Below are 14,883 nucleotides of genomic sequence, written 5' to 3'. Positions count from 1 at the left end.
ATGCAGACTCCATGGAGAAACTCCGTCCCAACAATCATCGCGGTCCAATGAACCGATCAGAATGCCGCGCGGAAGGTGGGGGGCAGAGAACGCTTACGTTGGTCTTCTGGTACAGACGGATACTTCCAAGACGAAGGGACTATTTTGAGAGCAGATCGTCAATGGTTGGATCAGGTAATGTCGGATCGCAAGCAGTCCATCGCGTATTACATCCACGTCGAAAAGTACAACTCGCATCGCAGCTATGATTGTGATGACAGCGTGAAGTCTGTCGTTATCGGTTTGCTCGCCGAGGGTCATGATCTGCGCATTTGGCCAGCAAGACTAGCAAGTAAAACGAGGTACTGATCCGTTTAAAGCAAGACGGATGCAACGAGGGGCCTACCCCCTTGCCAAGAGGTGGTGGGATTCGACCCTTTTCGGACGCAAACCGTGCAACTAAAGTTCACAAATCAGTTGATCGAATGTCCGCTCTTGAAATCCATTTCATTGTCCTTCGCGGTTCTGCGTTGATCGACATGTCGGGCGGAAAGCGACCGTTCGCTGCGTAAAGCACGAATGGCAGCTTGTGGCTAGTACAGAGCCGTACTTCCCGCGAAACATCATAGCGCATGAGCCTCGGGGAAAGCTGGGGCTTGGCCCAGGGAACAGTACCAATATTGGCGAAATGGGCAATCATACAGAGCTTGCTCCTTCAAACTCTATCTTTCTTCTGGCGGCGCACTCATAGCTTGCCCCAGATCGTTTGGCAGAAACCACTCCCTCCATACATCTTCATAGTTTTTCGGAAGGACCGATAGACCGTTCCAAAGGAGGAACACATCGACTTTCCTCAGGTGTTCGTCCAACTCCCCCTCAAACGTCTTTACGTCGACCAGAGGGATTGACCTCTCTAAGAGGCCTGGCTGTCCAGTTTCAATGAAACGCAGTAGACCATCGCGATAGTGTCCGATGATCGGACACATCTCGACGTCATCCCAAAAGTCATATCGCACAATTTTCTGTGCGAAATGTTCGGCGAGGGAGCGCCAGTCGCCATCCTTTGCCCAGTTGAGTTCCGAGTTCTGATAGGTGAACCGCTGGAAGGCCGAAAACAGCTTCGAACGCTTGGCATACCAGCGAAGCGCGACCTGCCCGACAGTCGTGGAGATGTCGTTACTAGCTGGCAAGTGAATCGTTCTGCTATTTGCATCACGATAATCGTCAAAACGCGGTATGAGGATCTTGTCGACGTAATCGTTTAGGCAAACGAAAACGCACTTGTCCCGACTGAGATCGGCGATGACCAAGAGGGCCGGGAACCCGACACCCATCCTCTCTACCGTGGCAAGTTCGGATATCTCAAGGCTGAGACTATACACGTCAACCGACATTGAAGGCTCGTCATCAAGTTCTTGAACGGCATCTTCTGGCGCTTAAGGACGGAAGCGCCTTGGGCGGACATTCCAGAGCGCTATAGACCTTACACGACCTGCGTGAACCGCTTCAACCGCTGGCGGAGGGCTAGCCACTGGGTACGCATTCGTCAAGCCGTGTCAGAGGCTTATCAGGGTGATATCCAGATGATAGACAGCTCCCCCATCCGGATGCACCAGCGTGAAGCGAACGGCCCGAAAAAGGGGGTGATCCGATTGCATGAGTCGCTCGCGCGGCGGGCTGACCACGAAAATCCCCGCTTTGGTGGATGCTTTGGGCCGCCCGATCAGGCTGAAACTGAGCGAGGGGCGGCCTCGTGCCGCTCGCTATTGGAATTGGCTCTCTGGTCAAGGGCGAAGCGCCTGGCTTCATACTCCTCGCCGGGTTGTCGCTGGTTCCATTTGCAGCGGCCGCCGCCATCCTCGTTGCCTCAGCGGGCAAAGAGAAGTGGTACCGATAGTGGCCGGAGCAGTAGCATCGCAGTCAGAGCGGCAGCTGCGCGCCATGGTACGATCCATCATCGAGCCAAGCTGGATCGAATACGTGTTCGAGCCACTGTCCAACGAAGACCACCGGCGCGCGGCGGCGTTGCTGGACCTGCTCGTCGATCTTCTGGTCGAAAGCGGCATCGGCGTGAAGTCTCTGCCGATCCTCGCGGACGATCCGGCTGATTGGTCGCGAAAGCGAAGGCTGCGGGCGTCGATCAATGAAAGCTATTTCGAACTGTCGGTGAACCCCGAAGGTGGGATCAATCTACTGATCAGCTTTGAAGACATAAGCTTTCATGAGCACGGGCTCAGCGTCGAGGCAGTCACCATCCTGATCCACAGCTTTACCAATCTGCGGCTCGCCAGTCCGTTTCCGCAGAAGTGGAACGCTCAGCCGGACGACTGAACTCTGACAAAATAGGGCCTTCTCGATAGGCGAGCTGCGGCATCCACCATGCGATGCGGCGTGCGGTTGCTCCATCGCTGCCGTCTAGCGGATATCAACACTGAGATGGGTCCAAACTGGTCGCCAGAAGCCTCGCCTTGTGAAACAAAAGGCAAACCTTCCTGAAACGCTATAGCGGGAAAATGGTCGGAGCGAGAGGATTCGAACCTCCGACCCCCTGCTCCCGAAGCAGGTGCGCTACCAGGCTGCGCTACGCTCCGACCGTGAGGGGGCAACTAGCGCGGGGCGGATCGGAATGCAAGGGGGCTTGCGCGCGAATCCGTCCCTCATTGCCGGGAATTGCCGCGCCCGCTTAGAATGCGTTGCAAAACCGAGGATTTCGGCGTCGTCACCGTATCGGCGCGCAGCCGCGCCTCGATCACCGGCTGGTTGGTATCGCCGCGGCGCGCGCTTTCGCGCCAGACGATGTAGAGACCCGATGCGATGATCACACCGGCCCCGATCATGGTCGGCCCGTCCAGCACCTCGTCAAAGATGTACCAGCCATAGATCGTGGCCCAGATGATCTGTGAATATTGCATCGGCGCGACGATCGCGGCCTCGCCGGCGCGATAGGCCAGGATCGACAGGAAACCACCCGTCAGCCCCAGCACCGCGATCATCCCGGCCATGGCCAGATGCGACAGCTCCATCGGCACATAGTGCAGGGTCAGCCCGGCGCCGGTCATCACGAGGTTGCCCAGCATCGGCCACATCAACAGCACCAGCGGACGTTCGCCCCCGCCCAGCCTGCGCGTCACCACGGCGGCGGTCGCGCTGGACAGCGCCGCCAGCAGCGCCGCCAGATGGCCCAGCGACAGCGCGTCGCCCCCGCCGGGGCGCAGCACGATCAACACGCCGCACAGCCCCAAAAGCACCGCCAGCCAGCGATGAATCCCGACCCTTTCGCCAAGGATCGGTATCGACAACAGCGTGATCAGCAGGGGCGTCGCAAAAAGGATCGCATAGACCTGTGCCAGAGGCAGCGCCGAAAAGGCATAGAACCCGCAGATCCCCGAAAATGTCGCAGCGACCGAACGCAGCGCGACCCAGCCGGGATGCTGCGGGCGCAGCGTCCCGGGCGTGCGTTCCTGCATCAGGATCAGCGATACCAGCGGGAACGACAGCAGCGACGAAAAGAACAGCACCTGCAAGGACGGGTAATGCGCGCCGAGCAACTTGATGATGACGTCATGCGTGGCAAAGACGCCCATGGACACCAGCGCAAAGCCGATGGCCTTCAGGTTGTTCGGCGCGGCCACCCCTAGACCTCGGCCAGGGCGGCGACGATCTTGTCGCCCATTTCGCTGGTGGAAACCGGCGTTCCGCCCTGCGGACCCATAAGGTCGGCGGTGCGCACGCCATCGGCCAGCACCTTTTCGACGGCGCGTTCCAGCCGGTCGGCCTCGGCGCCCAGATCGTAGCTGTAGCGCAGCGCCATCGCAAAGCTGAGGATGCAGGCGATGGGGTTGGCCTTGCCCTGACCGGTGATGTCGGGGGCCGAGCCGTGGACCGGCTCATACATGGCCTTGGGGCGACCGTTCGCCATCGGCGCGCCAAGGCTGGCCGAGGGCAGCATGCCAAGGCTGCCGGTCAGCATCGCGGCGGCGTCGGACAGAAGATCGCCGAACAGGTTGTCGGTCACGATCACGTCGAACTGGCGCGGGTTGCGCACCAGCTGCATCGCGCCGTTATCGGCATACATATGCGACAGCTCGACATCGGGATATTCGTTGTCGTGGACCCATTGCACCTCTTCGCGCCACAGGATGCCCGATTCCATCACATTGGCCTTTTCCATCGAACAGACGCGGTTGCCGCGCTTGCGGGCCAGCTCGAATGCGGCGCGGGCGACGCGGCGGATCTCGCCGCTGGTATAGCGCTGGGTGTTGATGCCGACGCGGCCACCTTCGTTTTCGGGGTTGTTGTCATCGGCATGGATGCCGCGCGGCTCGCCGAAATAGACGCCCGAGGTCAGTTCGCGCACGATCAGGATATCCAGCCCGGCGACCACATCACGCTTGAGCGAGGAAAAATCGGCCAGTGCATCAAAACATTGTGCGGGGCGCAGGTTGGCGAACAGGTCCATTTCCTTGCGCAGGCGCAAGAGGCCGCGCTCGGGTTTTACGCTGAAATCCAGATTGTCGTATTTCGGCCCGCCCACGGCGCCCAAAAGCACCGCATCGACCGATTGCGCCCGCGCCATGGTCGCATCCGAAAGCGGCACGCCATGCTTGTCATAGGCGGCGCCGCCGACCAGATCCTCGCTGACGTCAAAGGAAAGGCCGCGGTTCTGTTCGAACCAGCCGATCACCTTGCGGACCTCGGCCATGACTTCGGGGCCGATGCCATCGCCGGGCAGGATCAGCAGGGAATAGGTCGTCATCGCGGGCATCCTCATATGCTTATGACTGTCAAAAACCGCCTAGCCCCGCAGCCCCCGCAGGTCAAGTTCACGGCGAATTGGGTTGCGCCCCTGTGGCGGATCGGGCCGGATGGGGCCCGAATTCGAATGCCCAGACCAACAAGGGGGCCATCCATGAACATCCTTGCCCAATCTGCCGCCATCCTGACGGTCACCGCCGGGATCGCGCTGGCGGACGGCGCGATCACCGTCCAGCTTCCCGATGTGTCGGGACTGTCCGACACCGAGGCGAAATCGCTGATCGCCGAGCTGGCCAATGTGAACGTCATCACCTCGAACTGTCCCGATTACGCGATTTCCGATGGCGAATGGACGCTGATCACCGGGACCGGCGACCGTCTGGCCGCGCGGCTGGGCATGGATGCCGCCGAATATGATCGCAGCTATTACGGCCCGGCCTTCAAGCTTCTGGACGATCCCGGCGCCTGCGACCGCATCGGGCCGACGGCCAAGCCGATGATTCAACGCCTGATCGGCATGGGCGGCGACACCAAGGCGCTGACCCAGTCGCAATAACACGCCCCCCCGACCCGGTCCCGGCAAAGGGCGCGCGGGCATCTTGCCCATGCGCGCCGCGCGCCCTAGCCTGCGGGCATGACCGCCGATCCGACGTATAGGGGATTCGCGCTGGATGCCGAAACGGCGCTGGCGCTTTTGCAATGGCAGGCCGAGCTGGGCGCGGATGAGCCCTGTCTCGACGCCGCCATCGACCGCTATGACCTGCCCGAACGCAGCGCCGGCGCGGCCCCGGCGGCCAGCCCGGCCGCCGCCGGCCCCGCCATCGCCCGCCCCCGCGACGAGGCCGAGGATCTGACCGCGCTGGCCGAGGCCGCCGCGGCTGCGGCCACCGACCTTGCCGCACTGTCCCATGCGCAAGAGGCGTTCGAGGGGATCGAACTGCGCAAGGGCGCGCGCAATTTCTGTTTCGCCGATGGCAATCCGGCGGCCCGCGTGATGATCGTGGGCGAAGCCCCCGGCGAGGAAGAGGACCGCATCGGCCGTCCGTTTGTCGGTCGCGCCGGCCAGTTGCTGGACCGGATGTTCGACGCCATTGGCCTGTCGCGCGGGGCCGTCGACGCGGAAAAGGCGCTCTATATCACCAATGTGCTGCCCTGGCGGCCGCCGGGCAACCGCCGTCCCGAACCGGCCGAAATCGCGATGATGCTGCCATTCCTGCGGCGCCATGTCGAATTGGCGCAGCCCGATCTTCTGGTCCTGATGGGGAACACGCCCTGTATCGCGCTGCTCAATCAACAGGGGATTTTAAAGTTGCGCGGCAGCTGGACCACGGCCTTTGGCCTGCCGGCGCTGCCCATGACCCATCCCGCCTATCTGTTGCGCACGCCGCTGGCCAAGCGCGAGGCATGGGCCGACCTGTTGTCGCTTTCGGCGCGGCTCGAGGGCGCGGCGCCCGCAACGGGGACCTAGCCGCGCGGCAGGGCCTTGCCATCGCGACAGCCCGACAGCTCGACCGCATCCTCGGCCCCGATCAGCGTCACCCGAAGATCGTCGGGATCAAGCGCGAAGGGCTGGCCCGAGGCATCGACGAAATCCGCCTTGATGCGGCCATCGGCGTCGTCCAGCCACGGCTCGGACACCCAGACATCGGGGGTGCGCAGCTCGACCGCGATCTCGTCCCCGGACGGGCGGCCGGTATCCGGCAGGCTCAGGCTGACCTGCATGCCGTCCTCGATCCGGGTGATGCTGCATTCGGGTTGCAGGTCCGAGGGCGCCGGCATCTGCGCCAGCGCCGCCTCGATCCGGGGATCGGGCGCGGGACCGGGGGGACCGGCCTCAAGCGTGACCTGAACCGGGACGCAGATATCCAGACAGACGCCCAGATCGACCATCGCCCGGATCGTCACCGGCTCGCCCGGATGGGCGGGCGCGACGCGGATCGGCAGCACAAGGCTGTCGTGATAGCCCAGCGTCCGCTCGCCCCCCGATTCGATGATCTCGGGGCGCGGCCACAGCAATTCGGCCCCGGCCATATTGGTGGACCCCTGCCAGTCGAAAATCGGCGGGATGCCGGCATCGCCGGGGCTGCGCCAATAGGTTTTCCAGCCCGGCTCCAATTCGATATGCAGCGCGGTCATCCGCGCGCCATCGGCCGCGACCCAGCCGGGCAGCAGCTCAGCCGAGACCATCCCGGGCGGCAGATCCTGCGCCAAGGCCGGCGCGGCGGTAAGCAAAAGCAGGGCAAGCACTCTCATACCCGCCATTTACCCGCCGATCCCCGCCGGGGTGAAGTCACAATGGCGGCAATCCCTTGCGAAACCGCGGCGCAACGTCGATCTTGGGGCAAACAGAAACGGAGCAGATCGTGGACAAGGACGCCAACCTGACCGGAAAGATGCTGATCGCCATGCCCGGAATGCGCGACCCGCGCTTTGAGCATTCGGTGATCCTGATCTGTGCCCATTCCGAGGACGGCGCCATGGGCATCGTGGTCAACCGGCCCATGTCGGAAATCGGCTTTACCGATCTGCTGACACAGCTGGATATCGATGTCAGCGATGACGTGATCGAAATCCCCGTCGGCTTTGGCGGCCCGGTCGAGCCGGGGCGCGGCTTCGTGCTGCACCGCGTGAGCAGCACCTTCGAAAGCGGCGACAAGCGCATCCGCATCGCCGAGGATCTGGCCATGTCGACCACCCGCGACATTCTGGAAGATTACGCCCAGGGTCGCGGCACCCGGCCGGCGATGCTGGCGCTTGGTTATGCCGGATGGGGACCGGGTCAGCTGGATTCCGAGATATTGGACAATGGCTGGCTGACCTCCGAGCGCGGCGACGACATCATCTTTGGCGCCGACAATCCCGGCAAATGGCGCGCGGCGCTAAGGTCGCTGGGCATCGACCCGCTGACGCTTTCCAGCGAGGCCGGCCACGCCTGAATCCCGGCACTGTGTCACTTTCTCTGCGGAACCCGGCTTTTACGTTGGGTTGCGGTTGCCGCCGCGTGCTGGGCCAATATGATTGACCCCAGGGCTCATCTTGCGCCGCCGCGCATCCGTCAGCGCATCAGAGGGAGATTGTCATGGCCTATACCGCCCCGGTCGAACAGATCGCGTTCATTTTGAACAATGTCGTTGCTTTCCGGCAACTTGCCGAAACCGAGCTGTTTGCCGAAGCGACGCCGGAAACCGTGACAGCCATCCTGACCGAGGCCGGCAAGCTGGCCGACGAAGTCATCGCCCCGGTGAACCGCGCGGGCGACCTGACGCCGGCGCGGCTGGAAAACGGCAAGCTGCGCTCGAGCCCCGGCTATGCCGAGGCGTTCCGCGCGCTGGCCGATGGCGGCTGGATCGGGGTATCGGCCAATCCCGAACATGGCGGCATGGGCCTGCCGCAGGCGCTGAACGCCGCGGTGATGGAGATGATCGGCTCGGGCTGTCTGGCGTTGCAGCTGAACCCGCTTCTGACCCAGGGTCAGATCGAGGCGCTGGAACATCACGGCAGCGACCATCTCAAGGAAACCTATCTGCCCAAGCTGATCTCGGGCGAATGGTCGGGCACGATGAACCTGACCGAGCCGCAGGCCGGTTCCGATGTCGGCGCGCTGACCACCAAGGCCGAGCGCATGGATGACGGCAGCTATCGCATCACCGGGCAAAAGATCTTTATCACCTGGGGCGACAGCGACGTGACCGAAAACGTCTGTCATCTGGTGCTGGCGCGGCTGCCCGATGGCGGCGCCGGCACGCGTGGCATCAGCCTGTTCATGGTGCCCAAACTGATTCCCGATGAAAACGGCAATCCGGGCATGGCCAACGACCTGCGCGTGGTCAGCCTTGAACACAAGCTGGGCATCCATGGCAGCCCCACCTGCGTCATGAGCTTCGAGGGCGCCAAGGGCTGGCTTGTCGGCCAGGAAAACAAGGGCATGGCCGCCATGTTCACGATGATGAACGCGGCCCGGCTTGGCGTCGGCGTCCAGGGCGTCGCCGTGGCCGAGGCGGCGTTGCAGGCCGCCACCGCCTATGCCGCCGAACGCGTGCAGATGGGGCCGATCATCCGCCATCCCGATGTGCGCCGGATGCTGGCGGAATCGCGGGCCGAGGTCTTTGCCGCCCGCGCCATCTGTCTGGCCTGCGCGACCGCGCTCGACATGGCCCGCGCCACCGGGTCCGAGGAATGGGCCGCGCGCGCCGCACTTTTGACCCCGATCGCCAAGGCTTACGGCACCGATGTCGGCATCCGCGTGTCCGACACCGCCGTTCAGGTCCATGGCGGCATGGGCTATATCGAGGAAACCGGCGCCGCCCAATATCTGCGCGACGTGCGCATTACCGCGATTTACGAGGGCACGAACGGCATTCAGGCGATGGATCTGGTCGGGCGCAAGCTGGCCGATGGCGGCGCCGCGGCCATGGCCATCCTGGATGAGATTCTGGACGGCGCCAAGGCCGCACAGGCGACCGAGCCAGAGCTGGCCCATCAGGTCTGGCAGGCCGCCGAGACCCTGCGCGAGGCGACGCTGGAAATGCTGGACCGCGACCTGCCCGAGCGGTTCGCCGGGGCGGTGCCCTATCTCATGGCTTTCGCGCGGGTGCTGGGCGCGACCTATCACGCGCTGGCGGCGATGCGGGGCGGCAATGCGGCGCTGGCGCGGGTCTATATCAACCGAATCCTGCCGCATTTCTCGGCCGATCTGGCCGCCGCGCGCGCCGGGCTGGCCGATCTTGAGGCCGTCGAGGATGCCGTGTTCGCGGGCCGGATGGCCGGGTGATCCGCACCGATCCCAATGAACCCCCGGCCGAGGGCGAGGCATGCGAAATCGCCCCCGGCGTCCTGTGGTTCCAGCTGCCCCTGCCCTTCAGGCCCGATACGGTCAACGCCTTTGCGCTGCGCGATGACGCGGATCAGGGCGGCGGCTGGACGGTGGTCGATACCGGGCTCGACACAGGGCGCGGCCGGGCGATCTGGGAACGCATTCTGGCCGGGCCGCTGGCGGGGACACCGGTCACCCGGCTGATCGCCACCCATCACCATGTCGACCATATCGGGTTGGCCGCTTGGTTTCAGGAACGGGGGGCCGAACTCTGGACCTCGCGCACGGCATGGCTGATGGCGCGGATGGCGGCGCTGGATGTGCAGGAACGCCCGACCCCACAGGCGCTGGCCTTTTGGCGCGCGGCCGGCATGCCGCCCGAAACCCTGCGGGAATATGCCGACAAACGGCCCTTCAACGCCTCGGATGTCTGTGCGCCGCTGCCGCCGGGCTATGTCCGGCTGCAAGACGCGCAAGAGGTCCGGTTCGGCGGCCGGCGCTGGCGCGTGCATATGGGCCATGGTCACGCGCCCGAACATGTCACGCTGTGGTCGATGGACGACGATCTGGTGATTGGCGGCGACCAGCTGCTGGCCACCATTTCGCCCAATCTGGGGGTCTATCCGACCGAACCGGGGGCCGATACGGTCGGCGACTGGCTGGAAAGCTGTGCCCGGCTGGCCGGTTTCGCCCGGCCCGATCAGCTGATCCTGCCCGGCCACAAGGGGCCCTATCGCGGCCTGCCCACGCGGCTGCGGCAGCTGGCCGACAACCAGCGCGCGGCGCTGGACCGCATCGAACAGGGCCTGCGCGCGGGTCCGCGCAGCGTGGCCGGATGTTTCGACCTGCTTTATCGCCGCCAGATCGGCAAGGCGGAATACGGGCTGGCACTGGCCGAGGCGGTGGGCCATATCAACCACCTGCACGCGGCAGGGCGGGTGTGGCCCATGGGCACGGACCCGCAGGGCGCACGGCTTTGGGGGGCGTGACAGGACGCGGGTCATAGGCTATCCCTTTTCGGAAACGCATCGCATCCGGGACAGGAACATGGCCACGCATCACGAACAGACCGCTCACAAGCACGGCGAAATGGACATTCGCGCGCAGGAAAAGACCTTTGCCGGCTTTATCCGGGCGGCGACCTGGGTGTGCATCATTTCGGCCGCCGTGCTGATTTTCATGGCCTTGGCCAACAGCTGATCCCGCGAACAGAGGTCATGACCATGAAAAGGCGCGCGTTCCTTGCGCTGGCGCTGCCCGCGACCCTTGCGGCCTGCGGCGCCGATAACATCTGGGCCAGCGACGAATCGCTGCGCCGGGCGGCCTATGTCGCGAACGAACCGCCCTCGATCACGCTGTTGACGGTCATCGGCATTCCGCGTGGCGAAGGCGCGCATTCGGCGCTGATGATCAATGGCAGCCAGCGGGTGATCTTTGACCCGGCCGGCAGCTGGAACCACCCCGCGATCCCCGAACGCCACGATGTGCTTTACGGGATCACGCCGAATTTCAAGAATTTCTACATCGACTATCACGCCCGTGAAACCTATTGGGTCGCCGAGGACACCAAGCTGGTCACCCGCGAGGTGGCCGATGCCGCGATCCGCGCCGCCCAGGCGCAGGGCGCCACCAATAAAAGCTTCTGCGCCGTCTCGACCGGGCAGGTGCTGCGCAAGATCCCGGGCTTTGAGGGCGCGCCCTCGGGCTTTTCGCCGCTCAAGCTGCGCAGCTGGTTCCTGACCCTGCCGGGCGTCACCTCGCGCAAGCATCAGGATGGCGATCCGGCCAACAATCACAATGTGCTTTTGCGCCAGAAGAACGGCGTCGTCGCCGGCTATGGCACCGACGGCCAGCTTCACGCCATCAGGTAAAGCCCAAGATACAGGCTGGCCATGCCGGTAACGACCGCCGCAAGCACGTTGCGCGTGGCCAGCCCCACCCCGATCGTCACCGCCGCCGCGATCAGCCGCGCGGGATCGGGCTGACCGCCCGTCGCGGCCGGCCAGACCACCAGAGGCGCCGCGATCGCCGGCAGCACCGCCACCGCCGTATAGCGCAACAGCCGCTGGGCCCAGACTGGCATCGGACGGTTGCCGAACGCTCCCAGAAACGACCAGCGCAGGCCATAGGTGCCCAGCGCGCTCAGCAGGATGATCGTCCAGATCGTCAGGTCCGAATAGCCGGTCATGCCTGCGCCTCCCTGCGGCGTTCCATCCAGATTTCGACGCCTGCCCCGGTCAGCATCGCCAGTGGCGCGGCGATGAACAGCCCCATCCCCGTCGGCAGGAACGCAAAGACCAGCGATGCGATGATCGACACCAGCGCCGCCGCGATATGGGCCGGTGTGCGCAGCATCGGCCCGATCATCGCCAGAAAGGTGATCGGCAGCGCGAAATCCAGCGCCAACCCCGACGGGATCGCTCGGCCCAGCATATGCCCCGCCGCCGTGGCAATGGCCCAGGGCAGACAGCACCCCGCCGCCGCCCCCATGAAATAGCCGATGCGCTGCGCCATGCTGAGCCTGGGGTGCTTTTCATAATGCTGAACCGACATGGCGAATGTCTGGTCGATCAAGAGATAGGCGATCAGGCCGCGCTGGCGCGGGCTGGCGCCGCCCAGCCACGGCACCATGCTGGCCGAATACATCGCCATGCGCAGATTGACCGCGATGGCGGTGATGATCACGATCAGCGCCGGGGTATGTTCGCTCATCAGCTGCACGGCGGTGAATTGCGACGCGCCCGCCAGCACCAGCACCGAAAACCCCATGACCTGCGGCAGGTGCAGCCCCGCCTCGGAGGCGACCACCCCGAACAACAGGCCAAAGGGCGCCAGCACCAGCAGAAAAGGCAGGGACTGGATCAACCCGTGCCGAAAGGCCTGCGCGGGCGTGCGCGCCAGCGCCTTGCGCTCGGCCGGGGTCAGGTCGCGTCTGGGATCAGGCTCTGCCATTGCGGGCATGATGGATTGCGCTCATATCTTTGGGGGGTAAGGTCTGCGGCAGATTGGCCATATGCCCGCCCCAAGACAAGAGCAAGGCCAAGGACCGCCACGAACCATGACGCCGCCCCTTTCCGCCACCGCCATCCTGCCCCAGCCGATGCCCGATCCGTCCCCGGACGCGATCCGGGTTCTGCATGGCATTCCGGCCGGGCTGGGGATCGCGGCGGCGGCGCTGTACTGGCGGCATTTCGGCGCCCAGATCCTGCCATTCCCGGCCGGCCACCGCCACGGCATTGCCTTGATGCGGGCGGCAATGCGGCCCGATCACGCGCTGGTGGCGCTGTCTCCGCGGGGGCGGCTGGTCGGGATCATCGGGTTGCGGGATGCGCGCGGTGGGCTTTTCGCGACGGGGGCACAGCCGTTTCAGACGGTCTGGGGCCCCGCCGGGGGCCAGCTGCGGCACATGGCGACACGGCTTTACCGTGCCGGGCCGCAAACCGCCGATCTGGTGCTGGACGGGATCGCGATCCGCCCCGAATGGCGGCGTCTGGGCATCGCCCGGCTATTGGTTCAGGCCGCCGCCCGACGCGCCCGCCAGCACGGCCACCTGGCCCTGCGGGCCGAGGTCGCGGCCGGAAATCGTGTCGGGCTTGCCGCGTGGCAGGCGCTGGGTTTCGCGCCGCTGCCCCGGCAAAGGCTGGGCTGGCCATGGACCGCGCCCAGCCATGTGCTGCGCCTGCCGATTTAGGAAAGCCGCGCGCGGGGGGCCTTTAGGCCGGGCGCGAATCCGCGGGCTGTCCCAGCATCCCCGTCGCCTGCGCCAGCAAGGTAAAGGCACGACCCGACCGGGTTTCGGCCAGCACCGCCAGAACCTGGGGGTTTTCCTGTTCTGCGCGGCGGTTCAGCAACCGGTCGAAATGGCGCAGGAAATGATGGGCCACGTCGCGAAACACCTCGTCCCCGCGCAGCATGGCGGCGGCAGTGTCGAGCGCGGATTGATCGGTGACGACCGCAAGGCCCCGGACGGCATCGCCCCGCGCGCCTTCGGCAAAGCGGCGCCAGAGGTCGGGATCGGTTTCGGGGATCGCCAGCTCGTCCATATAGACGCCCTGCCCGGCCAAAAGCGTCACCACATCCTGGGCGGCGCGGATCAGCCGCGCCAGCCCCGGATCGGCCAGCGCCAGACGCAGACAGCGAATCGCCTCGCGGTCCTCGGGGCCGTCGGGGAAATTCAGGGCAAAGAACAGCTCCGGCGCGGTCAGTTCCGGCCCGGTCGGCGAATCAAGGGGCAATGTGGCCTGACGCCCGTCCCGCGCCGGCGCCGGACGCGCGCCCGACAAAGGCGCCGGGGTGGCAGAGGCGCGGCGCGCGGGGGCCGGGGCCGGGGCCGGGGTTGGGACCGGGGTCGATGCATGGGCCGGGGTTCCACGCGGCCGGTCCAAAGCCGGTTCCGCGCCGGCGCCCACCGGGACCTGCCCGCCATCGCGCATCTGGTCCAGCAGGGCGCGCAGCTCATCCGCCTCGTCGCGCAAAAGCGACAGGCTGCGGGCCGACCAGACCGCCAGCCAGATCAGCGCCAGCGGCAACAGCACGCCCACAATCCAAATGAGCCAGCCACCCTGACCCACCGTGCCCTCGCCATCGGGCATCATCAACAAAGCAAGGATCAGCCAGCCAAGACTGGCCCCCAGCCCGATCAGCAACAGGCGCCCGCGCTGTCGTTCGGCGATCAGCCGATGCAGGGCGTCGCGCGCGCTCATGCAACCAGCCTTTCGCCGCGATCAGACATAGCGGATCGACAGGATCTCATAGGATTTTTCGCCACCCGGGGTGACCACCTCGACGCCGTCCCCCTCATCCTTGCCGATCAGCGCGCGCGCCAGCGGCGAGCGGATGTTGAGCAGGCCGCGTTCCAGATCGGCCTCGGCCTCGCCGACGATCTGATAGGTGCGCTCTTCCTCGGTGTCCTCGTCCAGAAGGGTGACGGTGGCGCCGAACTTGATGCTGCCATTCAGGCGGGTGGGGTCGATGACCTCGGCGCGCGAAATCAGCCCCTCAAGTTCCTTGATGCGGCCTTCGACAAAGCTCTGCTTTTCGCGGGCGGCGTGATATTCGGCGTTTTCCGAAAGGTCGCCATGCTCGCGGGCCTCGGCGATGGCGCGGATAACGGCGGGACGCTCGACCGCGCGCAATTCGCGCAGTTCCTCGTCCAGCTGATCAAAACCCGCGCGGGTCATCGGTATCTTTTCCATTCCAGTCCTTCCGGTCGTCCAGACGCAACAATGCTTGAAGCGCAATAACTTGCGGGAACGCCCCCGACCTTGGGCCGGGGGCGTCCGCTTGATTTCCGAAACGCATGGTGGCCGGTTCCGGTTCACGTTTCAAGCCCCGCC

General features: G+C 65.0%; 16 protein-coding genes, 1 tRNA gene and 1 pseudogene. 9 read left to right on the top strand and 9 right to left on the bottom strand.

Translation table 11 applies throughout. The annotated features are described in order from the left end of the window. Positions 1–701: 701 nt before the first annotated feature. On the bottom strand, positions 702–1,373 hold the full coding sequence (locus tag ACFOMH_RS08545) for a hypothetical protein (protein WP_377743905.1): 672 nt from the start codon (positions 1,371–1,373) through the stop codon (positions 702–704). Positions 1,374–1,388: 15 nt separating this feature from the next. Between ACFOMH_RS08545 and ACFOMH_RS08540 the strand changes: the two are divergent. Continuing rightward, positions 1,389–1,728, top strand: a pseudogene (locus ACFOMH_RS08540) (IS5 family transposase); the annotation flags it as partial. A gap of 765 nt (positions 1,729–2,493) precedes the next feature. Here the strand turns inward: ACFOMH_RS08540 and ACFOMH_RS08535 are convergent. From ACFOMH_RS08535 to leuB, 3 genes are all read right to left on the bottom strand, one after another. Then, positions 2,494–2,570: transfer RNA gene (locus ACFOMH_RS08535), tRNA-Pro, on the bottom strand. Positions 2,571–2,636: 66 nt separating this feature from the next. Next, positions 2,637–3,611, bottom strand: coding sequence for a DMT family transporter (locus ACFOMH_RS08530; RefSeq protein WP_374425095.1), 975 nt, complete (start codon positions 3,609–3,611; stop codon positions 2,637–2,639). 2 nt (positions 3,612–3,613) lie between these two features. Next, a complete protein-coding gene (gene leuB, locus ACFOMH_RS08525; RefSeq protein ID WP_377743903.1) occupies positions 3,614–4,735 on the bottom strand; it encodes a 3-isopropylmalate dehydrogenase in 1,122 nt (373 codons plus the stop codon). 153 nt (positions 4,736–4,888) lie between these two features. Between leuB and ACFOMH_RS08520 the strand changes: the two genes are divergently transcribed. Both ACFOMH_RS08520 and ACFOMH_RS08515 read left to right on the top strand, forming a co-directional pair. After that, a complete protein-coding gene (locus tag ACFOMH_RS08520; protein ID WP_374425093.1) occupies positions 4,889–5,290 on the top strand; it encodes a hypothetical protein in 402 nt (133 codons plus the stop codon). 78 nt (positions 5,291–5,368) lie between these two features. After that, a complete protein-coding gene (locus ACFOMH_RS08515) occupies positions 5,369–6,202 on the top strand; it encodes a uracil-DNA glycosylase (protein ID WP_377743900.1) in 834 nt (277 codons plus the stop codon). Here the strand turns inward: ACFOMH_RS08515 and ACFOMH_RS08510 are convergent. Next, on the bottom strand, positions 6,199–6,996 hold the full coding sequence (locus ACFOMH_RS08510) for a protein-disulfide reductase DsbD domain-containing protein (protein WP_377743898.1): 798 nt from the start codon (positions 6,994–6,996) through the stop codon (positions 6,199–6,201). The genes ACFOMH_RS08515 and ACFOMH_RS08510 overlap by 4 nt on opposite strands. Before the next feature lie 101 nt (positions 6,997–7,097). On the opposite strand from ACFOMH_RS08510, the gene ACFOMH_RS08505 reads away from it, so the two are divergent. The 5 genes from ACFOMH_RS08505 to ACFOMH_RS08485 all read left to right on the top strand — a co-directional run bounded on the left by ACFOMH_RS08505 (position 7,098) and on the right by ACFOMH_RS08485 (position 11,418). Continuing rightward, positions 7,098–7,670: a YqgE/AlgH family protein gene (locus ACFOMH_RS08505; protein WP_377743896.1), complete on the top strand. Its 573-nt coding sequence runs from the start codon at positions 7,098–7,100 to the stop codon at positions 7,668–7,670. Between the two features lie 143 nt (positions 7,671–7,813). After that, positions 7,814–9,505 (top strand): acyl-CoA dehydrogenase, encoded by a 1,692-nt coding sequence (locus ACFOMH_RS08500; protein ID WP_377743894.1) that lies wholly within the window; start codon positions 7,814–7,816, stop codon positions 9,503–9,505. After that, positions 9,502–10,536, top strand: a complete 1,035-nt coding sequence (locus ACFOMH_RS08495) for an MBL fold metallo-hydrolase (protein WP_377743892.1) — start codon at positions 9,502–9,504, stop codon at positions 10,534–10,536. The genes ACFOMH_RS08500 and ACFOMH_RS08495 overlap by 4 nt, the downstream gene beginning before the upstream one ends. A gap of 58 nt (positions 10,537–10,594) precedes the next feature. Continuing rightward, entirely contained in the window at positions 10,595–10,747 is a 153-nt protein-coding gene (locus tag ACFOMH_RS08490) for an aa3-type cytochrome c oxidase subunit IV (protein ID WP_374425087.1), read from the top strand. 17 nt (positions 10,748–10,764) lie between these two features. After that, a complete protein-coding gene (locus tag ACFOMH_RS08485) occupies positions 10,765–11,418 on the top strand; it encodes a hypothetical protein (RefSeq protein WP_377743890.1) in 654 nt (217 codons plus the stop codon). On the opposite strand, the gene ACFOMH_RS08480 is transcribed toward ACFOMH_RS08485, so the two are convergent. Continuing rightward, a complete protein-coding gene (locus tag ACFOMH_RS08480) occupies positions 11,403–11,735 on the bottom strand; it encodes an AzlD domain-containing protein (protein ID WP_377743889.1) in 333 nt (110 codons plus the stop codon). The two genes, ACFOMH_RS08485 and ACFOMH_RS08480, sit on opposite strands and share 16 nt — an antisense overlap. Continuing rightward, on the bottom strand, positions 11,732–12,499 hold the full coding sequence (locus ACFOMH_RS08475; protein WP_377743887.1) for an AzlC family ABC transporter permease: 768 nt from the start codon (positions 12,497–12,499) through the stop codon (positions 11,732–11,734). The genes ACFOMH_RS08480 and ACFOMH_RS08475 overlap by 4 nt, the downstream gene beginning before the upstream one ends. 106 nt (positions 12,500–12,605) lie before the next feature. On the opposite strand from ACFOMH_RS08475, the gene ACFOMH_RS08470 reads away from it, so the two are divergent. Further along, positions 12,606–13,238, top strand: coding sequence for a GNAT family N-acetyltransferase (locus ACFOMH_RS08470; RefSeq protein WP_377743885.1), 633 nt, complete (start codon positions 12,606–12,608; stop codon positions 13,236–13,238). Between the two features lie 22 nt (positions 13,239–13,260). Here ACFOMH_RS08470 and ACFOMH_RS08465 read toward each other — a convergent pair whose 3' ends face one another. Then, on the bottom strand, positions 13,261–14,250 hold the full coding sequence (locus tag ACFOMH_RS08465) for a hypothetical protein (RefSeq protein ID WP_377743883.1): 990 nt from the start codon (positions 14,248–14,250) through the stop codon (positions 13,261–13,263). Between the two features lie 21 nt (positions 14,251–14,271). After that, a complete protein-coding gene (greA, locus tag ACFOMH_RS08460; protein ID WP_374425080.1) occupies positions 14,272–14,742 on the bottom strand; it encodes a transcription elongation factor GreA in 471 nt (156 codons plus the stop codon). Positions 14,743–14,883: the final 141 nt, after the last annotated feature.

The organism is Paracoccus mangrovi (assembly GCF_042648425.1).
Taxonomy (GTDB): domain Bacteria; phylum Pseudomonadota; class Alphaproteobacteria; order Rhodobacterales; family Rhodobacteraceae; genus Paracoccus; species Paracoccus mangrovi.
Note: the sequence above shows the minus strand (reverse complement) of the source record. Positions and strands in the feature narration are given on the sequence as shown.